We start from the raw sequence: 21,794 nt of genomic DNA, 5'->3' as shown, positions 1-21,794 counted from the left end.
CGAAAAGCGTTGGCAAACAGCGCAACAGAGGTGGAAACTCCGCCCGAGGCAGACAGAGCGGTAAGATTGGAATGCAGGTTGCAAAACCGGTTGGGCTAAACGCGCCCGCCATAAAATATGATATCCTGTCCGCGATGACGGTGCACGCTTTGTCAGGCGACAAGCATCGGCAGCGCAGTATTCTACGCATCATTGCGTTGATCACCACGCGGTATAACTGGCGCGCGAATGAGCTGTCGATCGGGCGGGAAGAGATTGCGCGGCTATGGTCGGTGAATGAGCGCACCGTCAAGCGAGAGATGTCCAAGCTGCGGTCCATGGGCTGGATTGCGGTCAAACGCCCCGCCGCGCGGGGCAGGGTGGCCGTGTATGAGCTGGACCTCAAACAGGTGATGATAGACACATCCGAGGTTTGGCCCACGATTGGAGCGGATTTTGTCGCGCGGATGTCAGACTCGCCAGAGCCCGGCACAAATGTGGTGCCGTTCAAAGTGAAACCTCCGGCACCTGAAGAAAGCGATGGGGATATCTGGACGCAGGTTCAGGCCATTTTGCACGGGCGCGATCCCGAGCTTTGGGCCAGCTGGTTCCGCCATCTGATCGAGGCCGAGAGGGCAGGGGGGACCGTAACCCTTGTCGCCCCCTCGCGGTTCGAGGCGGACTATATCCATCGCAACTGGTCCGAGCGTCTGCTGGCCGCCTATAGCCGCATCGCGCCCGAGATCAGAAAAGTGCGGATCGAATCCAGCGGCTAGACAGGAGGGTTAACCAGAAGCACTGAAATCACGCAGAACCTGACCGGAATTGCTGGATGTGCGCAGGCCGTTCCGCATCGCCAATGCTCCGTTCACCAGCACATGTGCAATGCCCGAGGCATAGCGGCGGGGGTGTTTCGCGGTTGCGTTGCTGGCAATATTGACCTGATCGAACACGCAGATATCGGCCTGTTGCCCTGCGGCCAAAACCCCGCGGTTCTTGAGCCCCAACCGATTGGCGGGGATCGAGGTCAGCTTGGCCACCCCCTGTTCCAGAGACAGCGTCGACTTGTCCCGCACGTAGTATTGCAGGAACCGCGCGGCCCAGCCGTAACCCGATAGCGAGCCAATGTGGTCCTTCAGAACGCCCTCATTGGCGATGGCCACAGTGTCCGAGATCACGGCGCATTCGGGTTGTTCCAGACAGAGTTCCACATCCGAGTTGCGGAAGGATTTGGACGACCACATGCAGGCCATCAGGTTCTCGCCTTCCTCCATCAGGATATCGAGCACTGCGTCATAGGGGTGGCAATTCCGCATTCGGCCGATCTCGGCGAAGTCGGCGCCGACGATGTCCTTGTTGACGGTGGCGTTCAGCAAGACGATGTCCGACCATTTCTCGGCCTTGACGATCAACCACATGGGTTGGGGGTTGGCCTTGATCCGCGCGCGGGATTCAGGGTCAGCCAGTCGCGCAAGCACATCGTCCACGGACCCTGCCTGCGCCCATTTCGGCAGGATCGCCGCCATGAGGGTATGGTTCCAGTCATGCGGGATGACGTCAAAGGCGATGTCCACGTCGTGGCGGCGAGCCAGGTCGATCATTTCCAGTGTGTGGTCCATGGCATAGTCCGGCGCGCCGAATTTGGGCTGGATATGGCTGATCTGCAGCTTGGAGCCAGATTGGCGTGCAGTGGCGATGGCTTCGGCAAAGCCCAGATCGTAATGCGTATCCCGGTTGCGCACATGGGTGGCGTAGAGGCGTTTGTATTTGGCCGCGACCTCACACATCGGCACCAGATGCTCCGGCGAGGCGAGGCTGCCGGGGAAATATTCCAGACCCGAGGAGAACCCGCCCGCGCCTTCGTCCATGCATTGATCGACCAGCCGGGCCATTTCGGTGACGTCTTCGGCCTCGCCCGGATGAAGCTGATCGCCCAGAACCGCGCGATGCACGGTGCCGTGGCCGACAAAGGCCATGACATTCACGCCGAGTTCGGTGCGATCCAGCACATCCAAATAGTCGCCGAAACCCAGCCATGTGTCATGCTTGGCCTGATCGGTGTACCACGGGGCCACGCGGCTGATATCGCCGGGGCTGTTAACGGGGGCGCAGCTGATGCCGCATTGGCCGATCACCTCGGTCGTGACGCCCTGATGCACCTGACTTTCCGCGCGTCCATCAGCGATCAGCGTGAAATCGGAATGGGTGTGCATGTCGATGAAACCCGGCGCGACGACCAGGCCCGAGACGTCGATCTCTTGCGCGGCCTTGTGCGCGACCAACTCACCGGCCGGCAAGACGGCGCTGATGGTCTCGCCTGTGACTGCCACGTCGCCCACATAGCCGTCCTGTCCCGTGCCATCGACAATGGTGCCGCCTTTGAGAACAAGATCGAACATGGGTGCCTCCTATTTCGCTTCTCCGTACAGCCAGTCGGGCAGGAAGGTGGTGAGGTCGGGGAAGAATATCAGGATCACCATGCCGATGACATAGGCGAGGATGAACGGCAGGACGGCGACGGATATGCGTTCGATGGATATCCCGGAGATCCGCGCCGCAACCGTCAGGTTGGCGCCAAGGGGAGGTGTCAGGAACCCGATTTCGCAAGTGATGACGGTGAAGATACCGAACATCACCGGATCAACGCCCAGAGAGCTGACCAAAGGCAGGAACACAGCGGTGAAGAGGACGATCTGGGCCAGCGACTCCATGAAGGTGCCGATGAAGATGTAGAACACGCCGATCAGCAGCAGGACGAGGAATTTGTTCTCGGTGATCGAGGTGATGCCGTCCTGCACGGCCGTGGGCACGTCATAGAACGCGGTCAGTTGCCCGAAGGCCAGCGTGGGCGTCAGCAGGATCAGGATGCCGGTCAGCAGCGAGGTAAATCGCAGCGCTTCGATCAGCTTCTTCAGGGTCAGTTCGCGGTAGATGAAGAAGCCCACGAACAGAGAATAGAAAACCGCCACGCCTGCAGCTTCGGTCGGCGTGAAGGCCCCGCCATAGATGCCGCCCAGGATCAGAACCGGCGCGCCGATGGACCATTTTCCGTCCCAAGCCGCGCGCAGGAAAGGACCCCATGAGAACCTCTCGCCGTCGCCGCCATATCCGCGCCTACGGGCGACGATATAGGTGGTGATCATCAGCAGGATCGTGACCATAACACCGGGGATGAGCCCCGCCAGAAATAGGCGCGGGATCGAGGTTTCAGACACCAGCCCGTAAATGATCAGCAGGTTCGAGGGCGGGATAAGACTGCCCAATGCGCCTGCGCTGGCGGTGATGGCGGCAGCGAAGGGCACGTCATAGCCTTCGCGTTTCATTGCAGGCACGGTTACAGACCCGATCGCCGCCGTGGTGGCAGGGCCCGAGCCCGAAAGTGCGGCAAACAACATGCAGGCAAACACTGTTACCAGCCCCATCGAGCCGCGATAGGCCCCCACCAGATTGGTCGCGATCGAAATCATGCGGGTGGCCATGCCGCCCACTTCCATCAACCGTCCAGCCAGCACAAACAGCGGAATGGTCAGCAGCGGGAAGGGGGTCAGGCTGCCATAGCCGGTCTGCGCCATCAGCGTATAGGGGATGTCGATCAGATACAGCGCCAGCGCCGTGGTCAGACCGACCGACACAAAGAGCGGCACGCCCATGACGGTCAGCACCACAAAGGCGATGGCCAGGATCATCAGGGCGCTCATATCTGATGCTCCTGATCCTTCGAGGTTGCTTCCCATTCCTCATCCAGCATTCCGGGCAGGCCGTTGCGCCCGTCGCGCCACCAATTGACATAGGTCTGCGCCAGGCGGATCAGCATCAGCCCATAGCCGATCACCAGAATGGTTTGGGGGTAGAATTGGTTGATGCCCAAACTGGGGCTAGTTTCGGGAAAGCGCCAGAAGACGGTCAGATAATCCCAACTGATCCGCAGCATGAAGAGGCAGAAGAAGGCCCAGAAGATATCTGCGATGAAGATGACGATCTTGCCGAAGCCGGTGGGTAGCGCCTGTACCGCGACCATAATGCGGATGTGGAACCGCTCGCGCACACATAGCGATGCGCCCATATAGACCGCCCAGACCATGCACATGGCGGCGGTTTCCTCGGTCCAGTGCAGCGCCACCTGAAACACGTAGCGCGCCACCACCTGCGCAAAGACTGCCACGGCGATCACCGCCAAACAGGTGCAGCAGATCAGTTCCTCGAAATGCCGTTCGAGCCACTTGAGTGCAGCCATTTTGTCCCTCGTCCGCTTGCCGGGCCGAAAAAAGGGCGCCTTGTGGCGCCCCGGTTTTTTTATTGGGCGGCGGCCTGAATGGCGTTCACCAAGGCGATGAAATCATCACCGCGTTTTTCCGCGAACTCCTGCTGCACGCCTTGGGCCGCGGCAATAAAGTCAGTGCGATCCGGGTCGGTGCGGGCCATGCCGCCTTCGTCAACCAGCCACTGGCGGACCTCTTCGGTTTCGGTCGCGACCTGAGCGGCAAATTCGGCCCCGGCCTCGGCAGCGGCGGCCATGATCTGGGCACGCTGTTCATCGTTCAACTTCTTCATGAAATTGTCCGACGCGAACAGAGGTGCGAAGGCCACGAAATGCTCGAGGATGACCAGATGCGGCTCGAACTCGAAGAACTTCATGTCGCGAATGAAGGATGTTCCGTTGTCGCCACCATCCACGGTGCCAGTTTGCAGCGCGGTGGGGGTCTCGGACCACGCAAGCGGCACTGGGTTTGCGCCAAAGGCTTCGAAGGTGGCAATCATCACCTCGTTCTTGGGGACGCGGATTTTCAGACCTTCCATATCCGCCATGGTGTTCACGGGGCGAACAGAGTTGTAGAAATCCCGATAAAGCGCCGGACCAAAGGCCAGCAGGTGGACGCTGGTATCGGCTTGCAACTGATCTTTCATCTGCTGTCCGACTTCGCCGTTCAGCACCCGGTCCAGATGTTCGGCGTTCTGGAAGATATAGGGCAGCACCGTGACATCCATCAGCGGCCAATGGGGCGAGACGTTGTTGGCGGTGATAAAGAACCCATCAACCGTGCCAAGCTGCATGGCCTTGAACGCCTCATCCTCGCTGGAGATCTGGTTGCAGCAGCGCAGTTTGACTTCGATTGCACCGTCCGAGTGCTCGGCCACTTTTTCCTGAAAAATCTTGCCGAACCGGCCATAGAGCGATTCCTCTGGCGCGCCAAAGCCGACATTCATCGTGATGTCAGCGGCCAGTGCGGATGTGGCGGAGAGTGCGAGTGCCAGTACCGGCATCGTCACCGTTTTCAAGTTCCAAAGTTTCATGAAGTCCTCCTGGTTGGTGCGTTCTTGTTGTTTGATCTTGCCGTTTGCCGCCCCGATTTTGTTGATATTCCGTAAGCCTATTACGGGGCGGTAGAATTCTGCAAATCCCAGCGCGCCAAAGAGTGTCAGGCAGCTAAAGCCTGATCCCTCGGATCTGTTAGTGGGACAGGGAAACGCTACCCAATCCTCATTGATGCAGAAAACAGTTGTTTTCTGGGGGTATTATTACATTTTTTGGGTTTATTGCGCCGCATACGGCGTAGGCTGCGTCAGGAGGTGATCAAACCCGCCCTGATCCGAGATCTCGCGGCAGGTTTCCAGCACCTTGCGCACCAGGGCCGAGCGTTTGCCCGCGCCGGTATAGGCTACCCCGTAAAAAGGCGCATCCTGATCCCCTGAAATCGGCCGCGCGACATAGCCGTTCTGACCTTTGCGGTCCAGCGGCCCGCAGATGTTCAGAATGGCATAGCCCAGATCCGCCGCGACCATCCCGCGCAGAACCGAGGAGCTTTTGGTGGTGTGGGCAATACGCGGGCGCAGACCTTCGGTGGTGAACAGTGCCTCGAAATAATCCGGGGCGCCAGGCAGATCCAGCAGGATCATCGGCAGGTCGGCCAGATCGGACAGCGCCACCTGGTCCTTTTGGGCCAAGGGAGAGACATCGGGGATCATCGCAATTGGTGCCGCCTTGAACATGGGCAAGAAGGGCTGCGCCTTGGGCGCGGCGCGACGGTAGGTCAGGGCCAGATCGACCACGCCGCTGTTGAGCATTTCGGCAATGCTGAGCATGTCGCCCTCTTTAATCTCGACCCTGATCTGGGGGAAATCCTGCGAAATGCGCTTGAGGATCGGTGGCAGAACATAAGGCGCGGTGGGGGCATAGCAGCCCAGACGCAGAGTGCCAGCTGGATCTCCGGTTAGGGTCAGCAGATCGGATTCGAAGATGCGCGCCTGTTCCAGAAAGGTGCGGATACGAGCACCGATCTCGATGCCTTTGTCGGTGGGGACAATGCCTTTGGCGGGCATCCGCCGCAACAGTTCGGCCTGGGTCGTGCTTTCGATCATGTCGATGGCGGCCGTGATCGAGGATTGCGAGATATTCATCTCGACCGAGGCCCGCGCGATCGAACCGGTGCGCAGGGCCGCATCGAAATACTGAAGCTGTTTGAGGGTAAAGCGCACGGGTAATTCCTGTATTTTTTGTGTGATACTCTGATACTAATTCTATTTTTCCAAGTGACCAAGCTTGGTTAGCTGTAGGAGACCCGAGAGGAGGAGGACATGGGCAAAACGCTTCTTTTCCATGCGAAATCCGTGGTCACGATGGACAGAAACCAGCCGCGCGCCAGCCATGTGGCGGTGCGCGACGGGCGGGTTCTGGCGGTAGGCGGACCGAATTGCGCGGACCCGTGGGGCGGGGCCGAGGCCCATGTAGATCTGTCTGACACGGTATTGATGCCGGGTTTTGTCGAAGGCCATGCGCATATGATGGCCGGGGCCATGTGGGACTATGCCTATTGCGGCTATCACGACCGGATCGACCCGCAGGGTCAGATGCACAAAGGTATAACGCAGATTGATCAGGTCATTGCGCGGCTGTCAGAGTTCGAGGCGACCCTGGCACCGGAGCAGCCGCTGATCGGTTGGGGGTTCGATCCGATTTTCCTGACCTCGGAGCGGCTCAGCCGCCATCATCTGGATCAGGTCAGCATCACGCGTCCCATCGTTATCATCTTTTCGAATTTTCACCTGCTCTGCGGCAACAGCGCAGCGCTTGCACTGGCGGGCTATGACGTCGCCACCAATGTCGAGGGCGTCATCAAGGGGTCGGACGGTCAGCCGACCGGAGAGTTGCAGGAAATGGCCGCGATGTTTCCAGTCATGCGCCGGACGGGGATCGACTTTCGCGACCTGACGCAGACCGATGCGGCGCTGCGGTCTTATGGTGAGGTCTGCAAGCGCGTGGGCGTCACCACCGTGACCGATCTGTTTGCCACGCTGGGCGATGAGGATGTCGCGCGTTTGGCCGCTGCGACTGCGCGGTCGGATTTCCCCGTGCGTCTTGTCCCTGCGCTGGGGGCGATGGGCGGCACCCCGGCCGAGATTGCGGCACAGGCGCGGGCGATGCGTGACCGCTCGACCGAGAAGCTGCGGCTAGGCGCGGTTAAGCTGATGACGGATGGGTCCATTCAGGGGTGGACAGCGCGTGTGCGGGCGCCGGGTTACGTGGGCGGGCAGCCGAACGGGCTGTGGAACACCGCGCCCGACCAGATTTTCCAGCTGTGCGAAGAGATGCAGCGCCAGGGGCTGCAAATGCATATTCATGTCAACGGGGATGAGGCGGCCGAGGTGACGCTGGACGCGTTGGAGGCGGCGGCGCGCAAACATCCGTGGCCGGGTGCGCGTCACGTGCTGCAGCATTGCCAGATGATGGATGCCGCCCTGTTTCGCCGCGCGGCCGAGCTGGGCGTTGCCTGCAACATCTTTGCCAATCACCTGTGGTATTTCGGCGATCAGCACGCGGCTCTGACCATCGGCCCGGATCGGGCGCAGTCAATGGATGCGGTGCGTGATTGTCTGGATGCGGGGGTGATCACCGCCATTCACTCGGATGCGCCGGTGACGCCGATGGGGCCGCTGTTTACCGCGTGGTGCGCCGTGAATCGCCGCACCATGAGCGGCCAGACGTTGGGTCGGGCGCAGTGTATCTCGGTCGAGGAGGCGCTTTACGCCATCACTCTGGGCGCGGCGCAGACGTTGAAAATGGATGCCGAGATCGGCTCGATCCAAACCGGAAAGCGCGCTGATTTCGTACTGTTGGGCGCGGACCCGACCGCAGTGGATCCGGACGCGTTGAAGGATATTACCGTCTTGGGCACGGTGCTGGGCGGTGAGGTGCATCGGCTATGACGCCGCTGCCCATGACGGTGATCGGAGGGTATCTGGGAGCGGGCAAGACAACGCTGATCAACCGGGTTCTGTCAGGCGATCACGGGTTGCGCATTCTTGTGCTGGTCAATGATTTTGGTGCGATCAACATTGATGCCGACCTGCTGGTTTCGGCCAAAGAGGACACGATAGAGCTGGCCAATGGCTGTGTGTGCTGCACCATGGGCGCTGATCTGTTTCTGGCGGTTGGCGATGTGCTGGACCGTCGCCCAAGGCCCGATCATCTGATCATCGAGGCCAGCGGCATCGCCGACCCCGCGCGGATTGCAAACGTGGCGCAGGCGGAGCCTGATCTGGACTATGCAGGGATCGTGACGGTTGTGGACGGTCAGCAGGTGCAGGCGCTGTGCGCTGATCCTTTGATTGCACCTCAGGTTCTAGGGCAGATCGCCTGCGGCGATATTATTGCCGTCAGCAAATGTGACCTGTCCCCTGCGTTGCGACAAACCCTGTCGGGCCTGAATACCACAGCGGTGCTGACCCGGACGCAGGACCTGAACATCGCGCAAGTGCTGATCGCACCGCAGGGTCCGATTGATCTGCCGCAGACCCCGCACCCGGCCTATACCAAGTGGTCGTTCACCGGCCCGGATCCGGTTGATCGGACGGCGTTGCAAGCCGCCCTGCGTGCCCGCCCCGAGGGGCTATTCCGGGTCAAAGGGCAGTTGAGGGGCCTGGATGGGTCGGGTCTTTTGGTGCAGGTGGCCGGGCGCGACATTGACATTGGCGATATCGAACAACCGGCGCAAAGCCAGTTGGTCGGGATCGGTCTGGCGACCAAATTATCAGCGAAGGCATGTGACCTTTGGTGGACGAAGTCCGCGTTGCGAAAGCAATAGTCGCAAAGGATTGAATATCTCCTCCGAAATACCCGTTGCACGAAAATAAATTGATGAGACAATGCAGTCACCGGCAAGGTTAGGGTGGTTGAGCCGCAGGGGAGGCGACTGAACGGGGGCTTTGTGCCTGGCCGGCATCATTCACAGTCAAAAAGCGCGGCTGCGCGGGGGGGAATTTTGACTAAAGTTCTTTTGGTGGAAGACAACGAGATGAACCGCGATATGCTGTCGCGCCGTTTGCAGCGCAAGGGCTATGAGGTCGTGGTTGCAAAAGACGGGTTAGAGGGTGTGTCGATGGCGGGTTCGGAAAACCCTGACATCATCCTGATGGATATGAGCTTGCCCGAGATCGACGGCTGGGAAGCGACGCGCCGCATCAAGGCCACGCCCGAGACGGCGGCGATTCCGGTTGTTGCCTTGACGGCGCATGCTATGGCCAGCGACCGGGAAAAGGCGCTGGAGGCCGGGTGCGATGATTTCGACACCAAACCGGTCGAGCTAAGCCGACTGCTGGAAAAAATGGACAAGCTGGTGCCTGCCTCCTGACAAGTCCGGTTATTTCGCTGGGGGTTTGCGCCCGGTGACGAAGTGCGTTCTGACCTGACCCTTGCCCTTGATGCGGGTCTCGATGGGATCCGAGACCTGAAACCTGTGTGCGATCCGCCACGCGGTGTCTTCAGACACCTGCACCCGACCGGGTGCACCGGTTGATTCCAGACGGCTGGCGACATTCACCGTGTCGCCCCAGATGTCATAGAGAAACCGGTGCGAGCCGATAATGCCCGCAACCACCGGCCCGCTGTGGATGCCGATCCTGATATGCATTGGATGATCAACCTCGCGATTCAGCGCCTCGACCTGCGCCAGCATCCTGTGGGCCATCTCGACAATCACCTCGGCGTGGTCATCGCGGTGATCGGGGACACCGGCGGCGACCATATAGGCATCTCCGATAGTCTTGATCTTCTCGACGCCCAGTTCTGTCGCGGTCCGGTCAAAGCCCGAGAAGATGCGGTTCAGGTAAGACACCACATGGGCCGGGGGCAGTTTGGCCGACATCTCGGTAAAGCCCACGATGTCGGAAAACAGGACGGTGACATCGCTGTGTCGGTCGGCGATGGTCGCTTCGCCTTGGTTCAGGCGCGTCACGATTTTCTGGGGTAGGATGCTGTGCAGAAGGTCTTTGTATTTCTGCTTTTCCGCCTCCATCTGATCCAGATAGTGGCGTTCGCGTACGCGCCAGCGTTTCTTCTCCAGCGCGGCGTTGATACGCGCTTGCAGCAGAACAGGGTTGAAGGGTTTGGGCAGATAGTCCTCGGCCCCGGCTTCGATACAGCGGGCGACGCTTTCTATTTCGTCCAGCGCCGAGATCATGATGACCGGGATGTCGTGCAGAGCGTCATCCTCTTTCAATCGGGCCAGCACGTCAAACCCGTTGATGTCAGGCATCATCAGGTCCAACAGGACCAGATCGAAGGGTTGCATGGACGCCATTTGCAGCGCCGAAAAACCGCCATCGGCGGTCCAGACCTGATGACCATCGCGCTGAAGCCGTCGGGCCAGCAGCGCCCGGTTGGCCTCGACGTCATCAACCACAAGGATGTTGCCAGTTAAAAGCTCGGTCTCGGCAATCGGGTCGATCGAGCGCATGCTGTCGGCCAAGTTGGCGAACATCGCGGCAGTGTCCTGCGGCGCGTTGGGGATGTCCGCCGAATTGCCTGCCGGATCATCGGACAGGGCGGCAAGATGGTCGATCTGCTGCAAAAGCGCGTCGGTATGGTCCAAAAGGCCCACCAGGTCACCCTGAAGGTGGCTTGCATCCAGATCGTCCAGATCCTCGAGCAGCATTTCACTGTAGCCTTTGATCGCGTTCATGGGCGTGCGCAGGTCGTGGCGCAAACGCTGCACGCTTTCATCGCCACCTACGGTCAGTTTCAGCGCCGTTTCGGGATGCAAAAGCTGATCCACCTGTGTGTTCAGATCGGCGGTGGCCTTCGAGATCCGGTCGAGATCCGAGGCCACGTCCGACAGCGCCTGCCGGTCGACCTCGGATTGAAGCAGCTCGTTGAATCCCACGATGGCGCTGACCGGTGAGATCAGGCTCTGGCGCAGATTGGCCAACCACGCCGCCTTGGCGCGCTGGGTTTCATTGTCGGGCTCGGGGCGCATGATCTAGCGGTTCCCGGTTCGCGCGTTGGGCAGGATGGCGTTCAACTGGGACAAGATGGTTTCAACCTCGTCCCCGTCCTTGCTGATCAGCGTCTGGACCGAACCATTCAGCCGGGCGCGGTCCTCGTTCGACAGGGTTTTTGCAGTCACCACGATGACTGGAATTTCACCCCAATCGGGGTTCTTGCGCATTCCGGCCAGAAATTCGAACCCGTCCATCTCGGGCATCATCAGGTCCAGCAGGATCACATCCGGGGTGGATTTCGACATCTGGTTCAGCGCGTCCAGCCCGTTTATGGCCTGATCAATCTGCCAGCCCTCTTTGGCCAGAACACGACAGATCATCTCGCGCGTGGCGGCTTCGTCCTCGACCACCAGTACGCGGGTGGAGGGTTGGGCGGAGCAATGCTGTTTCAGGGCGTTAAGCAATTCGACCGTGTCGATCGGCTTGCCCAGATACTCGCTTGCGCCCAGCGACAACCCGCGGGACCGGTCATCAGCGAAGGTCAGCATGATCACCGGAATTTCGGCCAGTTCGGGATCGTCCTTGAGTTTGGACAGCACTGCCCAACCGTCGATTTCGGGCATGAACACGTCCAGCGTGATCGCGTCAGGCCGGGTCTTGCGCGCCAATTCCAGCGCATCCTCACCTCTGGTCGAGGCCAGCACCCGGTATCCTTCGCGGCGCAGACGCCGCCCAAGCAGATCATGCACGGTCGGATCATCGTCAACCAGCAATATCAGCGGCGCGGTCGGATCACTGTTCGGATCGCCCTCGGTATAGCCCGGCCCGTGCAGCAGATTGGCCGCGGGATCGCGGCAGACACCTGGCAGGCGGATGGTGAAGGTCGAGCCTTCGCCTAGTGTGCTGGTGCAGTCGATATCGCCGCCCAATTGTTCGCAGAACACCTTGGTGATCGACAGCCCCAGCCCGGTGCCGCCGTAATTCCGGGTGGTCGAGGAATCAGCTTGGGTGAAAGCCTCGAAAACCTTCTCGACTTGCTCGGGTGTCATGCCGATGCCCTGATCGGTGACGGCAAATTCGATCAGATCGGGATCATCCGTGCGCTGCACAGTCAGAGCGATCTTTGCGTCTTCGGTAAATTTGCAGGCATTGGACAGAAGGTTCAGCAGGGCCTGCCGGACCTTGGTCAGATCGCAGACCATCTCGCCGATATCCTCGGGACACGAGATTTCCAGCGCATTGGCGTTTTTCTCGGCCAAAGGTTGCACCGTCGTGCTCACATCCATGACCATCTGGCAAATGTCAAAGGATTCTAGATTGAACTCCATCTTGCCCGCTTCGATCTTGGACAGGTCCAGAACGTCGTTGATCAGGGCCAACAGGTGCTTCCCGGCGGATTGGATCTTGGTCAGATCGCTGAGGTTGGCCTCATCATTCTGGTCAATGGCGTCTTCCAGCATCAACTCGCTGTAGCCGATGATCGCGTTCAGGGGCGTGCGCAGCTCGTGGCTCATATTGGCGAGGAAGGTGCTTTTGGTCTTGTTTGCCGTCTCAGCGATGTCGCGGGCTACGCGCAATTCGCTTTCCACCTGTTTCTGAGTGGTGATGTCGCGCCCGTAGATATTGGCATAGCCACCATCGGGCACGGGCCACAGAAGCAGGGCGTAAATCAAGCCGCCGGCCTCGTACTCGAAATCCTGGCGTTGATCTTCTTGCAAGCCCTTGGCAACGCGCCTGCGCCATCCGGTGCCGACCCGGTCGCCCACCTTGAGCTGAAGCGCCGAGATCAGCGCCGCACTGGCGCGGTTGGCGTAAATCAGTTTACCGTTGGCGCTGATGCGCATAACGGGGTTGGGGTTTTCCTCGGGGATGCGGGACAGTTCACGCATCCTGTTCTCGGCCTGTTTCAACTGGGTGACATCGCGGCCGTAGAGGTTGACATGTTTGGCATCGGGCAGGGGCCAGAGCAGCAGGGCATAGACCATCCCGCCCGCCTGACATTCGAAATCCTGTCGTTCGTTCTGGCGCAGGCCTGTCTCGACCCGCTTTAGCCAGTCGGGGCCGACCCGCTGGCCGACTTTAAGGTCCAGCGCGTCCAGCAGCGGGTCGCTAGAGCGGTTGGCATAGATCAGCACCCCGTCATTGCTAATGCACATGACCGGGTTGGGGTTTTCCTCGGGGATCTGCGCCAGTTCGGCGTTACGGGCCTCGACCTTCTTCAGGTCCGAGACATCGCTGTAGATAGCGACAATCCCGTTGTCGCTTGTCTTGCGCTCGCTGATCTTGATCCACCCGCCCGAGGCGCGGCTTTGCATCTGGGTGCCTTCAGGGTTGAAGTGGCGCTTGAGCCGCTTGGTCAGCCATTCCTCTTCACGACCGGCTGCGTCCTGTATCACGCCCAGCGAGAGGGCTTTGCGGACGACCTGCTCAAACTTCATTCCCGGTTTTATTACATCTTCATGGCCCGGATACAGCATCTGGCGGTATGTTTGATTGGCCAGCACCAACCTGTCATCCGCATCGTAAAGGGCGAACCCCTCGGGGATGGTGTTGATCGCATCCACCAGACGGGCCAGCGTCTGTTCTGCCGCGCCATTTTCGGAGCTGGGGCTAATACCCGCGCATTGGGTGGTGAGCTGTTGGGTCAGCGCGATCTCATCTTCGCTGAACCCGGCGGCTTGCAGACGTGTGGTCAGTTCGTCGGCGTCCTGCAACCGGGCGGTCAAATCTGCCAAAACCTGCAAGATCTCGGATCGGGTCATTTATGTGCTCTCCCACGTGGCGAGACCAGAAAACCGGGAAGCCGTCATATTGGTCGCCTGTCTATTCAGCAGTTCAAAGGAAATGCATGCACAAAACAAGGCGTTTTCCGAGAATGAGAGAAACTGTTTGGACCAGACAAGGCAGGAAAAGCACAGATACAAATATGTTCAAATACAATCTAAGATTAATCATATCTACATATCACACAACGCCAAATTGTTGACGCAATTCCTTGGCACTCAACTTTCAAAGTGATTTTTTGCAGGAGATTTTCGATGCCGAAGCCAAACAAGGGCGGGGGTGACAGCAACGTCATCTCAGGGAACAAGCGGGACAACACTCTGACCGGAACCAGCGCGGATGAGGTGCTGGACGGCAAAGGTGGTAACGACCGTCTGACAGGCGGCGGTGGCGATGATACGATCCTGGGTGGCAGCGGGACCGACACGGCGGTCTATGCCTATGCGCGCGATGCTTATGAGGTCACGCTGCTGGGTGACGGGCGCATTCAGATTTCGGGACCCGAGGGGACAGACACCCTGTCTGATGTCGAGCTGTTCGAGTTTGCGGATATGACCCAAACAGCCGCCGATGTGATATTGCCTCGTTTTGCCAATCTGAGCGCGCAGGCGGTGCAAGTCGAGGACACCGTGCTGTCGCCGGGTGAGGTGACGGATGTGAGCGTTTCGATCGCTTCCGACGGTGTGATCGACGCTACCGCGTCCAGTGTTGACCTTGTGATTGCCACCGCTCCGGACGAAGGGGCGATCATCGACACAATTGACACGGCGCAACTGGGTGCTTTGGCGACAGGCAGCAGCGGCTCGGTTTCCTTCACGCTTGATCCCGGCGCGTTGCAGCCCGGCACCTATTGGGTTGCGGTACGCGTGGACAGTGGCGATGCCCTGACCGAAGAGGATGAGACCGACAACCTGACAGAGTGGGTTCAGATCACAGTCGAGGCTCCCAGCACCGATTTGCAACTGCTTTCGGCCTCGGTTGGCGACGGATCGGACCTTGATTTGGACGGCGGCGCGCGGATCGAGATCGACTATGTCATTCAGGACGCCTCGAACATGGATGTGTCGGGGTATACGGTCGCCACCTATATCTCGACCGATGCAACGATTTCCGAAGATGATCAGCGTATTTCAGTGATCACTGGCGGCACCGATCCCGAGATGACGACAAATGTGACTGGAACGCATTGGCTGCCCGAAGGCTTCGCGCCGGGCACCTATCACCTGATAAGCGTCGTCGAATGGGATGACGGATCGACCGATACGCAGCCTGACAACAACACCATTGTGCATACCGTCACCCTGACCCCTCCGCCCGCGCCCGTGGTGGACCTGTCGCTGGGAATGCTCAGCATCGCCGCGTCCTCGGATCTGGATCTGGGACCCGAGGGATATTTGTCTGGCCCGACAGGCGGGCAGCTTGATTTCAGCTTTGACGTCTCGAACTTGGGCTCTGACCCGGCAATCAATACGGGCTTCACGGCCTATCTGTCGACGGACGGTACTGTGTCAGGCGACGATATTGTGATCTGGAGCGGTTCGGCCACTCTGACGGCTGGAGGTTCGGCGACTCTCACGGGATCGGCCAGTTTGGATGCGGGTCTTTCCGCCGGGGACTATCAGGTCATTCTAGTGGCGGATGCCCAGAATGAGGTGGACTCGTCTAACAATAGTGGCACCGCAGACGTCACCCTGATCGGAGGGTCCGCCGTGGGCACCGAAGGAAATGACGTTTGGGTCGGCACTGCGGGCGGTGATAGTGTTGATCTGCTGGGCGGCGACGATATCGCGTTTGCCGGGAGCGGGCTGGACACGGTAGATGGTGGCGACGGGGTCGATACGCTGGACTTCTCGGGCAGGGCACAAGGCGTGCAATTGGCTTATGATTTCGTTTTCGATCCCGAGGACCCTCAGTATCTGGTCGAACAGGGCGCGACCGAGGCGCAATACATCAATTTTGAAACCCTCATATTGACCGCGCAGGACGACCATATTGATCTGTCCGCTGGCGCGGCGGCTACGGTCAAAGCTGGCGCAGGCAACGATCTGATCTTTGGAAGTGCCGGGGATGATATCCTTGAGGGCGGCGCCGGGGACGATTTGATTGCTGGCTATATTGGCAATGACACGATCAGTACCGGTGAAGGTAACGATATGGTTGGTGTTGCGCGCAATGCCTCAGCGGACGGGATCAGCGGATTTGGTCATGATGTGGTGGATGATTTCGACTTTAACTTTGACGCCGTAGTGATCAATGTGGGGTATCAGGAAACCTACGACCCCATGGTCGATTTAATCCAGACCAGCGAGGGTGCGCTGTTGCAATATGCCGATGACTCGAGCCTGTTGCTGGAGGGGGTCGATGTTGCCGATCTGGATGCGAACCACTTTATCGTCGTCGAAGACGAGCCCGCTATGATCGGAATCTAGGGTGACGATCCGGGTGCTTGGGTGTCCAGAACCGCTGCGGTGAACCGGCGCAGGCCGGGGATGTCTTGTGACGCGGACAAGGTCGCAATTCGGGTCGGCCAGCTTAGGGGCGATGTTAGGCGCAACGTCGCAACGCCCGCGGTATCCGAGCTGCGCAGGATATTTGCATCGACAATGGCGCACCCGGCCCCATGCGCCACCATATGGACCAGAGCGGTCTGTGTCTCGGCCTCGGCCCGGACCTGAAACGATGTGCCGGCGCGGTCGAACATCATCTCGACCGCGCGTCGAAATGGGCTGTGCGGGGTCAGCGTGATCAGCGGTCTTGTCGCCAGATCAGCCGCCGAAACCTCGGTTCTGTCGGCCAGCGCATCGGTGCGCGGCACGATTGCGACCGGGTCCAGATCGGTCAGGCGGGTGCAGGCGAGGTTGGGGTCTCCGGGGTCCGAGGAGACGACCGCACAATCCACCCGTCCTTCTCGTAGGGCCGCAAGACCAGCCCTTTCATTCAGAACGACCACATCCACGCGCAAGGCCGGAAACTCGGCCATCAACCGTCCGGCTGCAATGGCCACCCGCGTATCGGCCACGGCCGGAACTGTTGCCACGCGCAAATGCCCTCCGGTCCCAAGGGCGATCTGGGTGGCGGTGTCGCGGATGCGATCCAGCCCTTGATAGTGTTTCTGAACCGCCTGCTGCAAACTATGCGCCGCGGCCGTGGGTTCGAATTTTCGTCCGGCGCGGTCAAACAGGGCCACGCCCATCTCAACCTCGAGCTCGGCCACAACGCGGCTGATTGCAGGTTGCGAGATGTGCAGGGCGTCGGCGGCTTTTCGGGTGGACCTGTGGCGGTAGGCCATCTGAAACAGCTCAATCTGGCGGGCGGTAATGCGCATGCAAGTTGATAACATTTGAGCATCAATAAATACAATAAGATGATTTTTCATCATAGTAGATGAGCGCTAGGGTCATCGCTGCGAACCGCAGAAAGGACCTTGCCCCGTGTCGGCTGATTTGCTGATCTTGCTGATTGCCATCGTTTTAGGGGCCGGGCTTCAGGTTGGGGTCGGGATCGGTTTCAGCATCGTGGTGGCCCCGGTGATGATGGTGTTGCTGGGCACGGCGACGGCGGTGCCGGTGCTGTTGATGCTGAACACGCTTGTGTCGCTTGTGGCCACCGACCCGCAGGTCTGGCGGCGCGACCGGGGGCTTGTGCGGGACGCGGTTCTGGCCTGCCTGGCTGGGATCGCGCTGGGGCTGCTGATCTATCCGCTTTTGTCCGAACGCGCGGTTCTGTTTTTGACCGCCGCGCTGCTGCTGATTGGGGTTGCAACTTCGTTGATCCCATTCGGGCAGAACATCGGACCATCAGGGTTCCGCACCATTTCGGGTCTGTCCGGCCTGGCAACTGTCTGGGCGGCCACGCCGGGGCCGTTGATGGTGCTTGGTCTGCTGGCGGTGGGCCGGTCGCCGCAAGCTGCCCGCAAACTGGTGCAACCCGTTGCTCTGATTGCCTATGGCAGCGCCTTTGCGCTGCATTTGGCGCTGGATTGGACGGCCTTTGCTGGTGCGCCGTGGTTGGTGCCTTTTGCCGCCGCGACGGTATTGGGCAGCGTTTTGGGTCGTTTGATTGGCCCGAAGTTACCGCAACGCGTAATTGGGCAGGCGATCCGGATGATTTCGGTTCTGGCCTGCGTGGCCCTCATTCGACGGGCCTGGATGATGGGATGACACAGGATGACCATGCACATGCAGATTGACCGAAAACTGACCGAATTTCCCCGCGTCCGGTTGATGACCGAGGTCACTCCGGTCGAGCGGCTGAACCGGATGTCGGACCGGTTGGGCATCGACCTGTGGTTAAAGCGCGACGACCTGACCGGGTTGAGTTTTGGCGGCAACAAGACCCGGCAGCTTGAATTCTACTTTGGCGAAGCCCTGCATCAGAAGGCTGACACGGTTTTGATCACGGGCGCGGTGCAGTCCAATTTTGTGCGCACTGCCGCCGCCGCTGCGGCGCGGTTGGGTATGACGTCGGTGCTGCAACTGGAAGAACGCGTACCGGGGATGGGGCCGGCCTATTACCGCTCGGGCAATGTTCTGCTGGCGCAGATTCTGGGGGCCGAGCATATGCACTTTCCGGTGGGCGAGGACGAGGTCGGAGCGGACAATGCGTTGCACGATCGCGCCGCGCGCCTGAGGGCCGAAGGGCGAACACCTTATGTCATTCATCTTGGCGTCGATCACCCACCGCTGGGGGCCTTGGGCTATGTGCAGGGCGGCGCGGAGCTGGCCGATCAGATGGCGGAATTTGATGTGGCGGTGGTGCCTTCCGGCAGTGGCGCGACCCATGGAGGGTTCCTGACCGGGCTGCGCCTGTCAGGTCATGGCGCGCAAGTCTACGGCATCTGCGTCCGCCGTGACCAAACCCAGCAGAAGGCCCGGATGGAGAAAGTTCTTGGCAAGCTGGCAGCGTTGATGGGTTTTGACCCGGCTTTGGTGAAGGAAGACATCCACGTCTGGGACGGTGCGCTTGCCCCCGGCTATGGTCAAATTGGGGACCGGACCCGCACGGCATTGGAGCTTATGGCCCAGACCGAAGGCATATTTCTGGACCCGGTCTACACCGCCAAGACCTTTGCAGGGCTTTTGGGGCTTCTGGACAGCGGCGCGATCCGCAAGGGCCAGAAGGTCGTGATGCTGCACACGGGCGGTTTGCCCGCGCTGTTCGGCTATCAGGACCAGCTTGAACCAACCTGACCAAACGACACTCAAGACAATCTCAAAGGGAGGAAATTATGAATAAGAAACTGATTTTGGCGTCGACCCTGACGCTTGCGCTTGGCACCGTGGCCGCTTTGGCCGAAGAGTTCGTGACCATTGGAACTGGCGGCGTGACCGGTGTGTACTATCCGACCGGTGGCTCAATCTGCCGTCTGATGAACAAGAATCGCAAGGAAACCGGGGTGCGTTGCACGGTCGAATCCACCGGTGGCTCGGTCTATAACATCAATACGATCCGCGAGGGCGAACTGGAATTTGGCGTGGCCCAGTCCGACTGGCAGTTCCACGCGCTGAACGGCACCTCAAAATTTGAAGAGGCCGGGCCATTCGAAGAGTTGCGCGCGGTATTCTCGGTCCATGCCGAGCCGTTCAACGTGATGGTTCGCGCCGATTCCGGGATTGAGCATTTCGATGATCTGGCAGGCAAGCGGGTTAATATCGGCAATCCGGGATCGGGCCAGCGCGGCACGATGGAGGTGCTGATGGACGCCAAAGGGTGGACAAAGGATACGTTTGCACTGGCGGCCGAGCTAAAATCGGCGGAACAGTCCAGCGCCCTGTGCGACAACCAGATTGACGCGTTCATCATCACTGCGGGCCACCCGTCCGGCAACCTGACCGAAGCCGCGACGACCTGCGATGCCAAACTGGTTCCGGTGACCGGTGACGCCGTGACCGGGTTGATCGACAACAACGCCTATTACCGGGCAGCGACCATTCCCGGAGGCATGTATCGCGGCACCGACGGGGATGTGGACACGTTCGGGGTCGGTGCGACGCTTGTGACCTCGGCCAAGGTCTCGGACGAGGCGGTCTATGCGCTGGTGTCGTCGATCTTTGAGAATTTCGACGATTTCCGTACGTTCCACCCGGCATTCGCAAATCTGACCAAAGAAGAAATGGTTTCAGCGGGCCTGTCCGCGCCCATTCATCCCGGAGCACTCAAATATTACCGCGAGCAGGGTCTGTTGAAATAACGAAAGCGCAATCGCGTGCTTATCTCAGGTGAGGCCCAAGAGGGCCTCACCTTGTTGCAGGACTGCCTGCGCCGGTTGTTTTAGGATCTTCCCGGTCGGGCGGATGCGTCAGGTTTTCGACGAGAAGGCATCCAGGGTTCATGATGCCTTTAGGGTCGAGCGTGAATTTCAACTGAGCCAACAGATCATGACGTGCAGGAAGAGTTTTTCGGAACCACCCGGCCTTGGTGCGGCCAATGCCGTGCTCTGCTGAAAATGAGCCGCCGAGCTCTGTGACAATGTCAAATATGCGCGCTTCGATGGTCTTTCCGACGGCGCGCGCCTCTTCCTCGGACTTGGACTCCGGGGGTAGGGCATTAAAGTGAAGGTTGCCGTCGCCCAAATGGCCGTAGGTCTGCGGTATCCAGCCCGGAAACTCCTCAGCCAGCATGGTTTCGAGCGCGACCGCGGCTTGGGGCACATGCCCCAAGCGAACCGACACATCGCTGCGCACGTGGTAGCCGCGCTTGATCTGTCCTTCGACCAGGCCTTCGCGGATGGACCAGAACCGGGCGGCCTGAGATTGCGATTGCGCGATGACGGCGTCCTGCACCACCCCTTGCTCAAATGCTGAGGCCAGAAGTGCCTCCAGATGGTCTTGCAGCGGTAGGTCCATCGCGGATGAAAACGCGATCAGCACATGGACGGGCGCATCGACCGGCAGGATCATCGAGGGGTCAACGGATTGGGCCAATGGCATACAGCTTTGGGACATCACTTCAAAGGCCGACAGGACCTCGTGCCCGTTGCTGCGAATATGCCGCAGCAGATCCAGCGCGCCCTGCATCGAGGTGCAGCCGGCATATGCGGTGGCGCTATGTGTCTGGCGGGGAAGAATGCGCAGGCAGGCACGGGTGACCACGCCAAATACCCCTTCGGCGCCGATAGCAAGCCGCAACGGGTCCGGCCCCCGGTTGTCTTTGTGCAATCCTGTGATCGACGACAGGATCTGCCCTTCGGGCAGCACCATTTCCAACCCCAGAACCTGAGCACCCATCATGCCGTGGCGCAGGACATTCACTCCGCCCGCATTCGTGGATATGAGCCCCCCGATCTGAGCGCTGCCCTGAGAGCCGATGGCAACACCGAACTGGAAACCCTGCTCGCCTAGGGTCGTTTGCACTGTTTCAAGGACGGCGCCCGCCTGCACCGTGCATGTCATGCCGTCGGCGTCGATCTCTTCGATTGCGGTCATGCGTTGGGTGGAAATCAGAATGCAATCGCCCCGATTGCGCTGCGCGCCTCCGACCAGACCGGTATGCCCCCCTTGCGGGATGATACCGATGCCTGTGGCGTGGCTGAGGGCACAGACCTGCGACACCTCGGCTGAAGTGGTGGGTTTGACAACGGCAAGGCATTGTCCGTGCCGGTCTCGGGTCCAGTCTCTGGTGTAGGTCTCGGAAATATCTGATCCGGTCAGGACGGCGGCATCGCCCAGCGTCGCCCTAAGCGTAGACAGATACGAATGAATTGTGGCCTTGTCGTGCGAATCTGCTGGGGCTGATGGTGTCATGTCGGACCTTTGTCACATCCGCCCCGCAAGTAAACCATTTTCGGTCCCTGCGCGTTTGCCCTATGCCATAGCGTC

Annotated in this window: 17 protein-coding genes; 8 read left to right on the top strand and 9 right to left on the bottom strand. The window is 59.9% G+C overall.

Annotated features, from left to right (window positions below; genetic code table 11):
• The first annotated feature begins 71 nt into the window (after nt 1-71).
• Nucleotides 72-755 carry a DnaA N-terminal domain-containing protein gene (locus AC2FJ6_RS13400; RefSeq protein WP_170773213.1) on the top strand — a complete coding sequence of 228 codons (684 nt, stop codon included), beginning with the start codon at nt 72-74 and terminating at the stop codon, nt 753-755.
• A gap of 9 nt (nt 756-764) precedes the next feature.
• Here the strand turns inward: AC2FJ6_RS13400 and AC2FJ6_RS13395 are convergent, their stop codons facing one another.
• The 5 genes from AC2FJ6_RS13395 to AC2FJ6_RS13375 form a co-directional block, all read right to left on the bottom strand.
• Nucleotides 765-2,378 carry an N-acyl-D-amino-acid deacylase family protein gene (locus AC2FJ6_RS13395; RefSeq protein WP_170773211.1) on the bottom strand — a complete coding sequence of 538 codons (1,614 nt, stop codon included), beginning with the start codon at nt 2,376-2,378 and terminating at the stop codon, nt 765-767.
• Nucleotides 2,379-2,387: 9 nt separating this feature from the next.
• On the bottom strand, nt 2,388-3,677 hold the full coding sequence (locus AC2FJ6_RS13390) for a TRAP transporter large permease (protein WP_170773209.1): 1,290 nt from the start codon (nt 3,675-3,677) through the stop codon (nt 2,388-2,390).
• Nucleotides 3,674-4,213 (bottom strand): TRAP transporter small permease, encoded by a 540-nt coding sequence (locus AC2FJ6_RS13385; RefSeq protein ID WP_170773207.1) that lies wholly within the window; start codon nt 4,211-4,213, stop codon nt 3,674-3,676. Before AC2FJ6_RS13385 ends, AC2FJ6_RS13390 begins: the two co-directional genes overlap by 4 nt.
• A 59-nt stretch (nt 4,214-4,272) precedes the next feature.
• On the bottom strand, nt 4,273-5,271 hold the full coding sequence (locus tag AC2FJ6_RS13380) for a TRAP transporter substrate-binding protein (RefSeq protein WP_170773205.1): 999 nt from the start codon (nt 5,269-5,271) through the stop codon (nt 4,273-4,275).
• A gap of 240 nt (nt 5,272-5,511) precedes the next feature.
• Nucleotides 5,512-6,453 (bottom strand): LysR substrate-binding domain-containing protein, encoded by a 942-nt coding sequence (locus AC2FJ6_RS13375; RefSeq protein ID WP_170773203.1) that lies wholly within the window; start codon nt 6,451-6,453, stop codon nt 5,512-5,514.
• 99 nt (nt 6,454-6,552) lie between these two features.
• Between AC2FJ6_RS13375 and AC2FJ6_RS13370 the strand changes: the two genes are divergently transcribed.
• From AC2FJ6_RS13370 to AC2FJ6_RS13360, 3 genes are all read left to right on the top strand, one after another.
• On the top strand, nt 6,553-8,181 hold the full coding sequence (locus tag AC2FJ6_RS13370) for an amidohydrolase (RefSeq protein WP_496669296.1): 1,629 nt from the start codon (nt 6,553-6,555) through the stop codon (nt 8,179-8,181).
• Entirely contained in the window at nt 8,178-9,059 is an 882-nt protein-coding gene (locus AC2FJ6_RS13365; protein ID WP_170773199.1) for a CobW family GTP-binding protein, read from the top strand. The genes AC2FJ6_RS13370 and AC2FJ6_RS13365 overlap by 4 nt, the downstream gene beginning before the upstream one ends.
• Before the next feature lie 177 nt (nt 9,060-9,236).
• Nucleotides 9,237-9,605 (top strand): response regulator, encoded by a 369-nt coding sequence (locus AC2FJ6_RS13360; protein WP_170773197.1) that lies wholly within the window; start codon nt 9,237-9,239, stop codon nt 9,603-9,605.
• Between the two features lie 9 nt (nt 9,606-9,614).
• Here the strand turns inward: AC2FJ6_RS13360 and AC2FJ6_RS13355 are convergent, their stop codons facing one another.
• Together AC2FJ6_RS13355 and AC2FJ6_RS13350 are read right to left on the bottom strand one after the other, a co-directional pair.
• Nucleotides 9,615-11,228 (bottom strand): adenylate/guanylate cyclase domain-containing protein, encoded by a 1,614-nt coding sequence (locus AC2FJ6_RS13355; RefSeq protein ID WP_214646825.1) that lies wholly within the window; start codon nt 11,226-11,228, stop codon nt 9,615-9,617.
• 3 nt (nt 11,229-11,231) lie between these two features.
• Nucleotides 11,232-13,955, bottom strand: a complete 2,724-nt coding sequence (locus AC2FJ6_RS13350) for a response regulator (RefSeq protein WP_496669294.1) — start codon at nt 13,953-13,955, stop codon at nt 11,232-11,234.
• 276 nt (nt 13,956-14,231) lie between these two features.
• Between AC2FJ6_RS13350 and AC2FJ6_RS13345 the strand changes: the two genes are divergently transcribed.
• Complete coding sequence (locus tag AC2FJ6_RS13345) at nt 14,232-16,406, top strand: CARDB domain-containing protein (RefSeq protein WP_496669292.1); 2,175 nt, start codon at nt 14,232-14,234, stop codon at nt 16,404-16,406.
• Here the strand turns inward: AC2FJ6_RS13345 and AC2FJ6_RS13340 are convergent.
• Nucleotides 16,403-17,302 carry a LysR family transcriptional regulator gene (locus AC2FJ6_RS13340; protein ID WP_480877014.1) on the bottom strand — a complete coding sequence of 300 codons (900 nt, stop codon included), beginning with the start codon at nt 17,300-17,302 and terminating at the stop codon, nt 16,403-16,405. The genes AC2FJ6_RS13345 and AC2FJ6_RS13340 overlap by 4 nt on opposite strands.
• 106 nt (nt 17,303-17,408) lie before the next feature.
• Between AC2FJ6_RS13340 and AC2FJ6_RS13335 the strand changes: the two genes are divergently transcribed.
• From AC2FJ6_RS13335 to AC2FJ6_RS13325, 3 genes are read left to right on the top strand one after another with little or no spacing between them, the layout of a single operon-like run.
• Nucleotides 17,409-18,137, top strand: a complete 729-nt coding sequence (locus tag AC2FJ6_RS13335; RefSeq protein ID WP_480877016.1) for a TSUP family transporter — start codon at nt 17,409-17,411, stop codon at nt 18,135-18,137.
• A 6-nt stretch (nt 18,138-18,143) separates the two neighbouring features.
• On the top strand, nt 18,144-19,166 hold the full coding sequence (locus AC2FJ6_RS13330; RefSeq protein ID WP_480503631.1) for a D-cysteine desulfhydrase family protein: 1,023 nt from the start codon (nt 18,144-18,146) through the stop codon (nt 19,164-19,166).
• 38 nt (nt 19,167-19,204) lie between these two features.
• Nucleotides 19,205-20,167, top strand: coding sequence for a TAXI family TRAP transporter solute-binding subunit (locus tag AC2FJ6_RS13325; protein ID WP_480877022.1), 963 nt, complete (start codon nt 19,205-19,207; stop codon nt 20,165-20,167).
• Between the two features lie 46 nt (nt 20,168-20,213).
• Here AC2FJ6_RS13325 and AC2FJ6_RS13320 read toward each other — a convergent pair whose 3' ends face one another.
• Entirely contained in the window at nt 20,214-21,719 is a 1,506-nt protein-coding gene (locus AC2FJ6_RS13320) for an FAD-binding oxidoreductase (RefSeq protein WP_496669290.1), read from the bottom strand.
• Nucleotides 21,720-21,794: the final 75 nt, after the last annotated feature.

It is taken from the genome of Ruegeria sp. CDSA089, assembly GCF_059612205.1.
Note: the sequence above shows the minus strand (reverse complement) of the source record. Positions and strands in the feature narration are given on the sequence as shown.

Coding starts and splice junctions, on each gene's coding strand:
- AC2FJ6_RS13400 (WP_170773213.1), top strand. CDS start 72: ATGCAGGTTGCAAAACCGGTTGGGCTAAACGCGCCCGCCATAAAATAT.
- AC2FJ6_RS13395 (WP_170773211.1), bottom strand. CDS start 2,378: ATGTTCGATCTTGTTCTCAAAGGCGGCACCATTGTCGATGGCACGGGA.
- AC2FJ6_RS13390 (WP_170773209.1), bottom strand. CDS start 3,677: ATGAGCGCCCTGATGATCCTGGCCATCGCCTTTGTGGTGCTGACCGTC.
- AC2FJ6_RS13385 (WP_170773207.1), bottom strand. CDS start 4,213: ATGGCTGCACTCAAGTGGCTCGAACGGCATTTCGAGGAACTGATCTGC.
- AC2FJ6_RS13380 (WP_170773205.1), bottom strand. CDS start 5,271: ATGAAACTTTGGAACTTGAAAACGGTGACGATGCCGGTACTGGCACTC.
- AC2FJ6_RS13370 (WP_496669296.1), top strand. CDS start 6,553: ATGGGCAAAACGCTTCTTTTCCATGCGAAATCCGTGGTCACGATGGAC.
- AC2FJ6_RS13365 (WP_170773199.1), top strand. CDS start 8,178: ATGACGCCGCTGCCCATGACGGTGATCGGAGGGTATCTGGGAGCGGGC.
- AC2FJ6_RS13355 (WP_214646825.1), bottom strand. CDS start 11,228: ATGCGCCCCGAGCCCGACAATGAAACCCAGCGCGCCAAGGCGGCGTGG.
- AC2FJ6_RS13350 (WP_496669294.1), bottom strand. CDS start 13,955: ATGACCCGATCCGAGATCTTGCAGGTTTTGGCAGATTTGACCGCCCGG.
- AC2FJ6_RS13345 (WP_496669292.1), top strand. CDS start 14,232: ATGCCGAAGCCAAACAAGGGCGGGGGTGACAGCAACGTCATCTCAGGG.
- AC2FJ6_RS13340 (WP_480877014.1), bottom strand. CDS start 17,302: ATGCGCATTACCGCCCGCCAGATTGAGCTGTTTCAGATGGCCTACCGC.
- AC2FJ6_RS13330 (WP_480503631.1), top strand. CDS start 18,144: ATGACCATGCACATGCAGATTGACCGAAAACTGACCGAATTTCCCCGC.
- AC2FJ6_RS13325 (WP_480877022.1), top strand. CDS start 19,205: ATGAATAAGAAACTGATTTTGGCGTCGACCCTGACGCTTGCGCTTGGC.
- AC2FJ6_RS13320 (WP_496669290.1), bottom strand. CDS start 21,719: ATGACACCATCAGCCCCAGCAGATTCGCACGACAAGGCCACAATTCAT.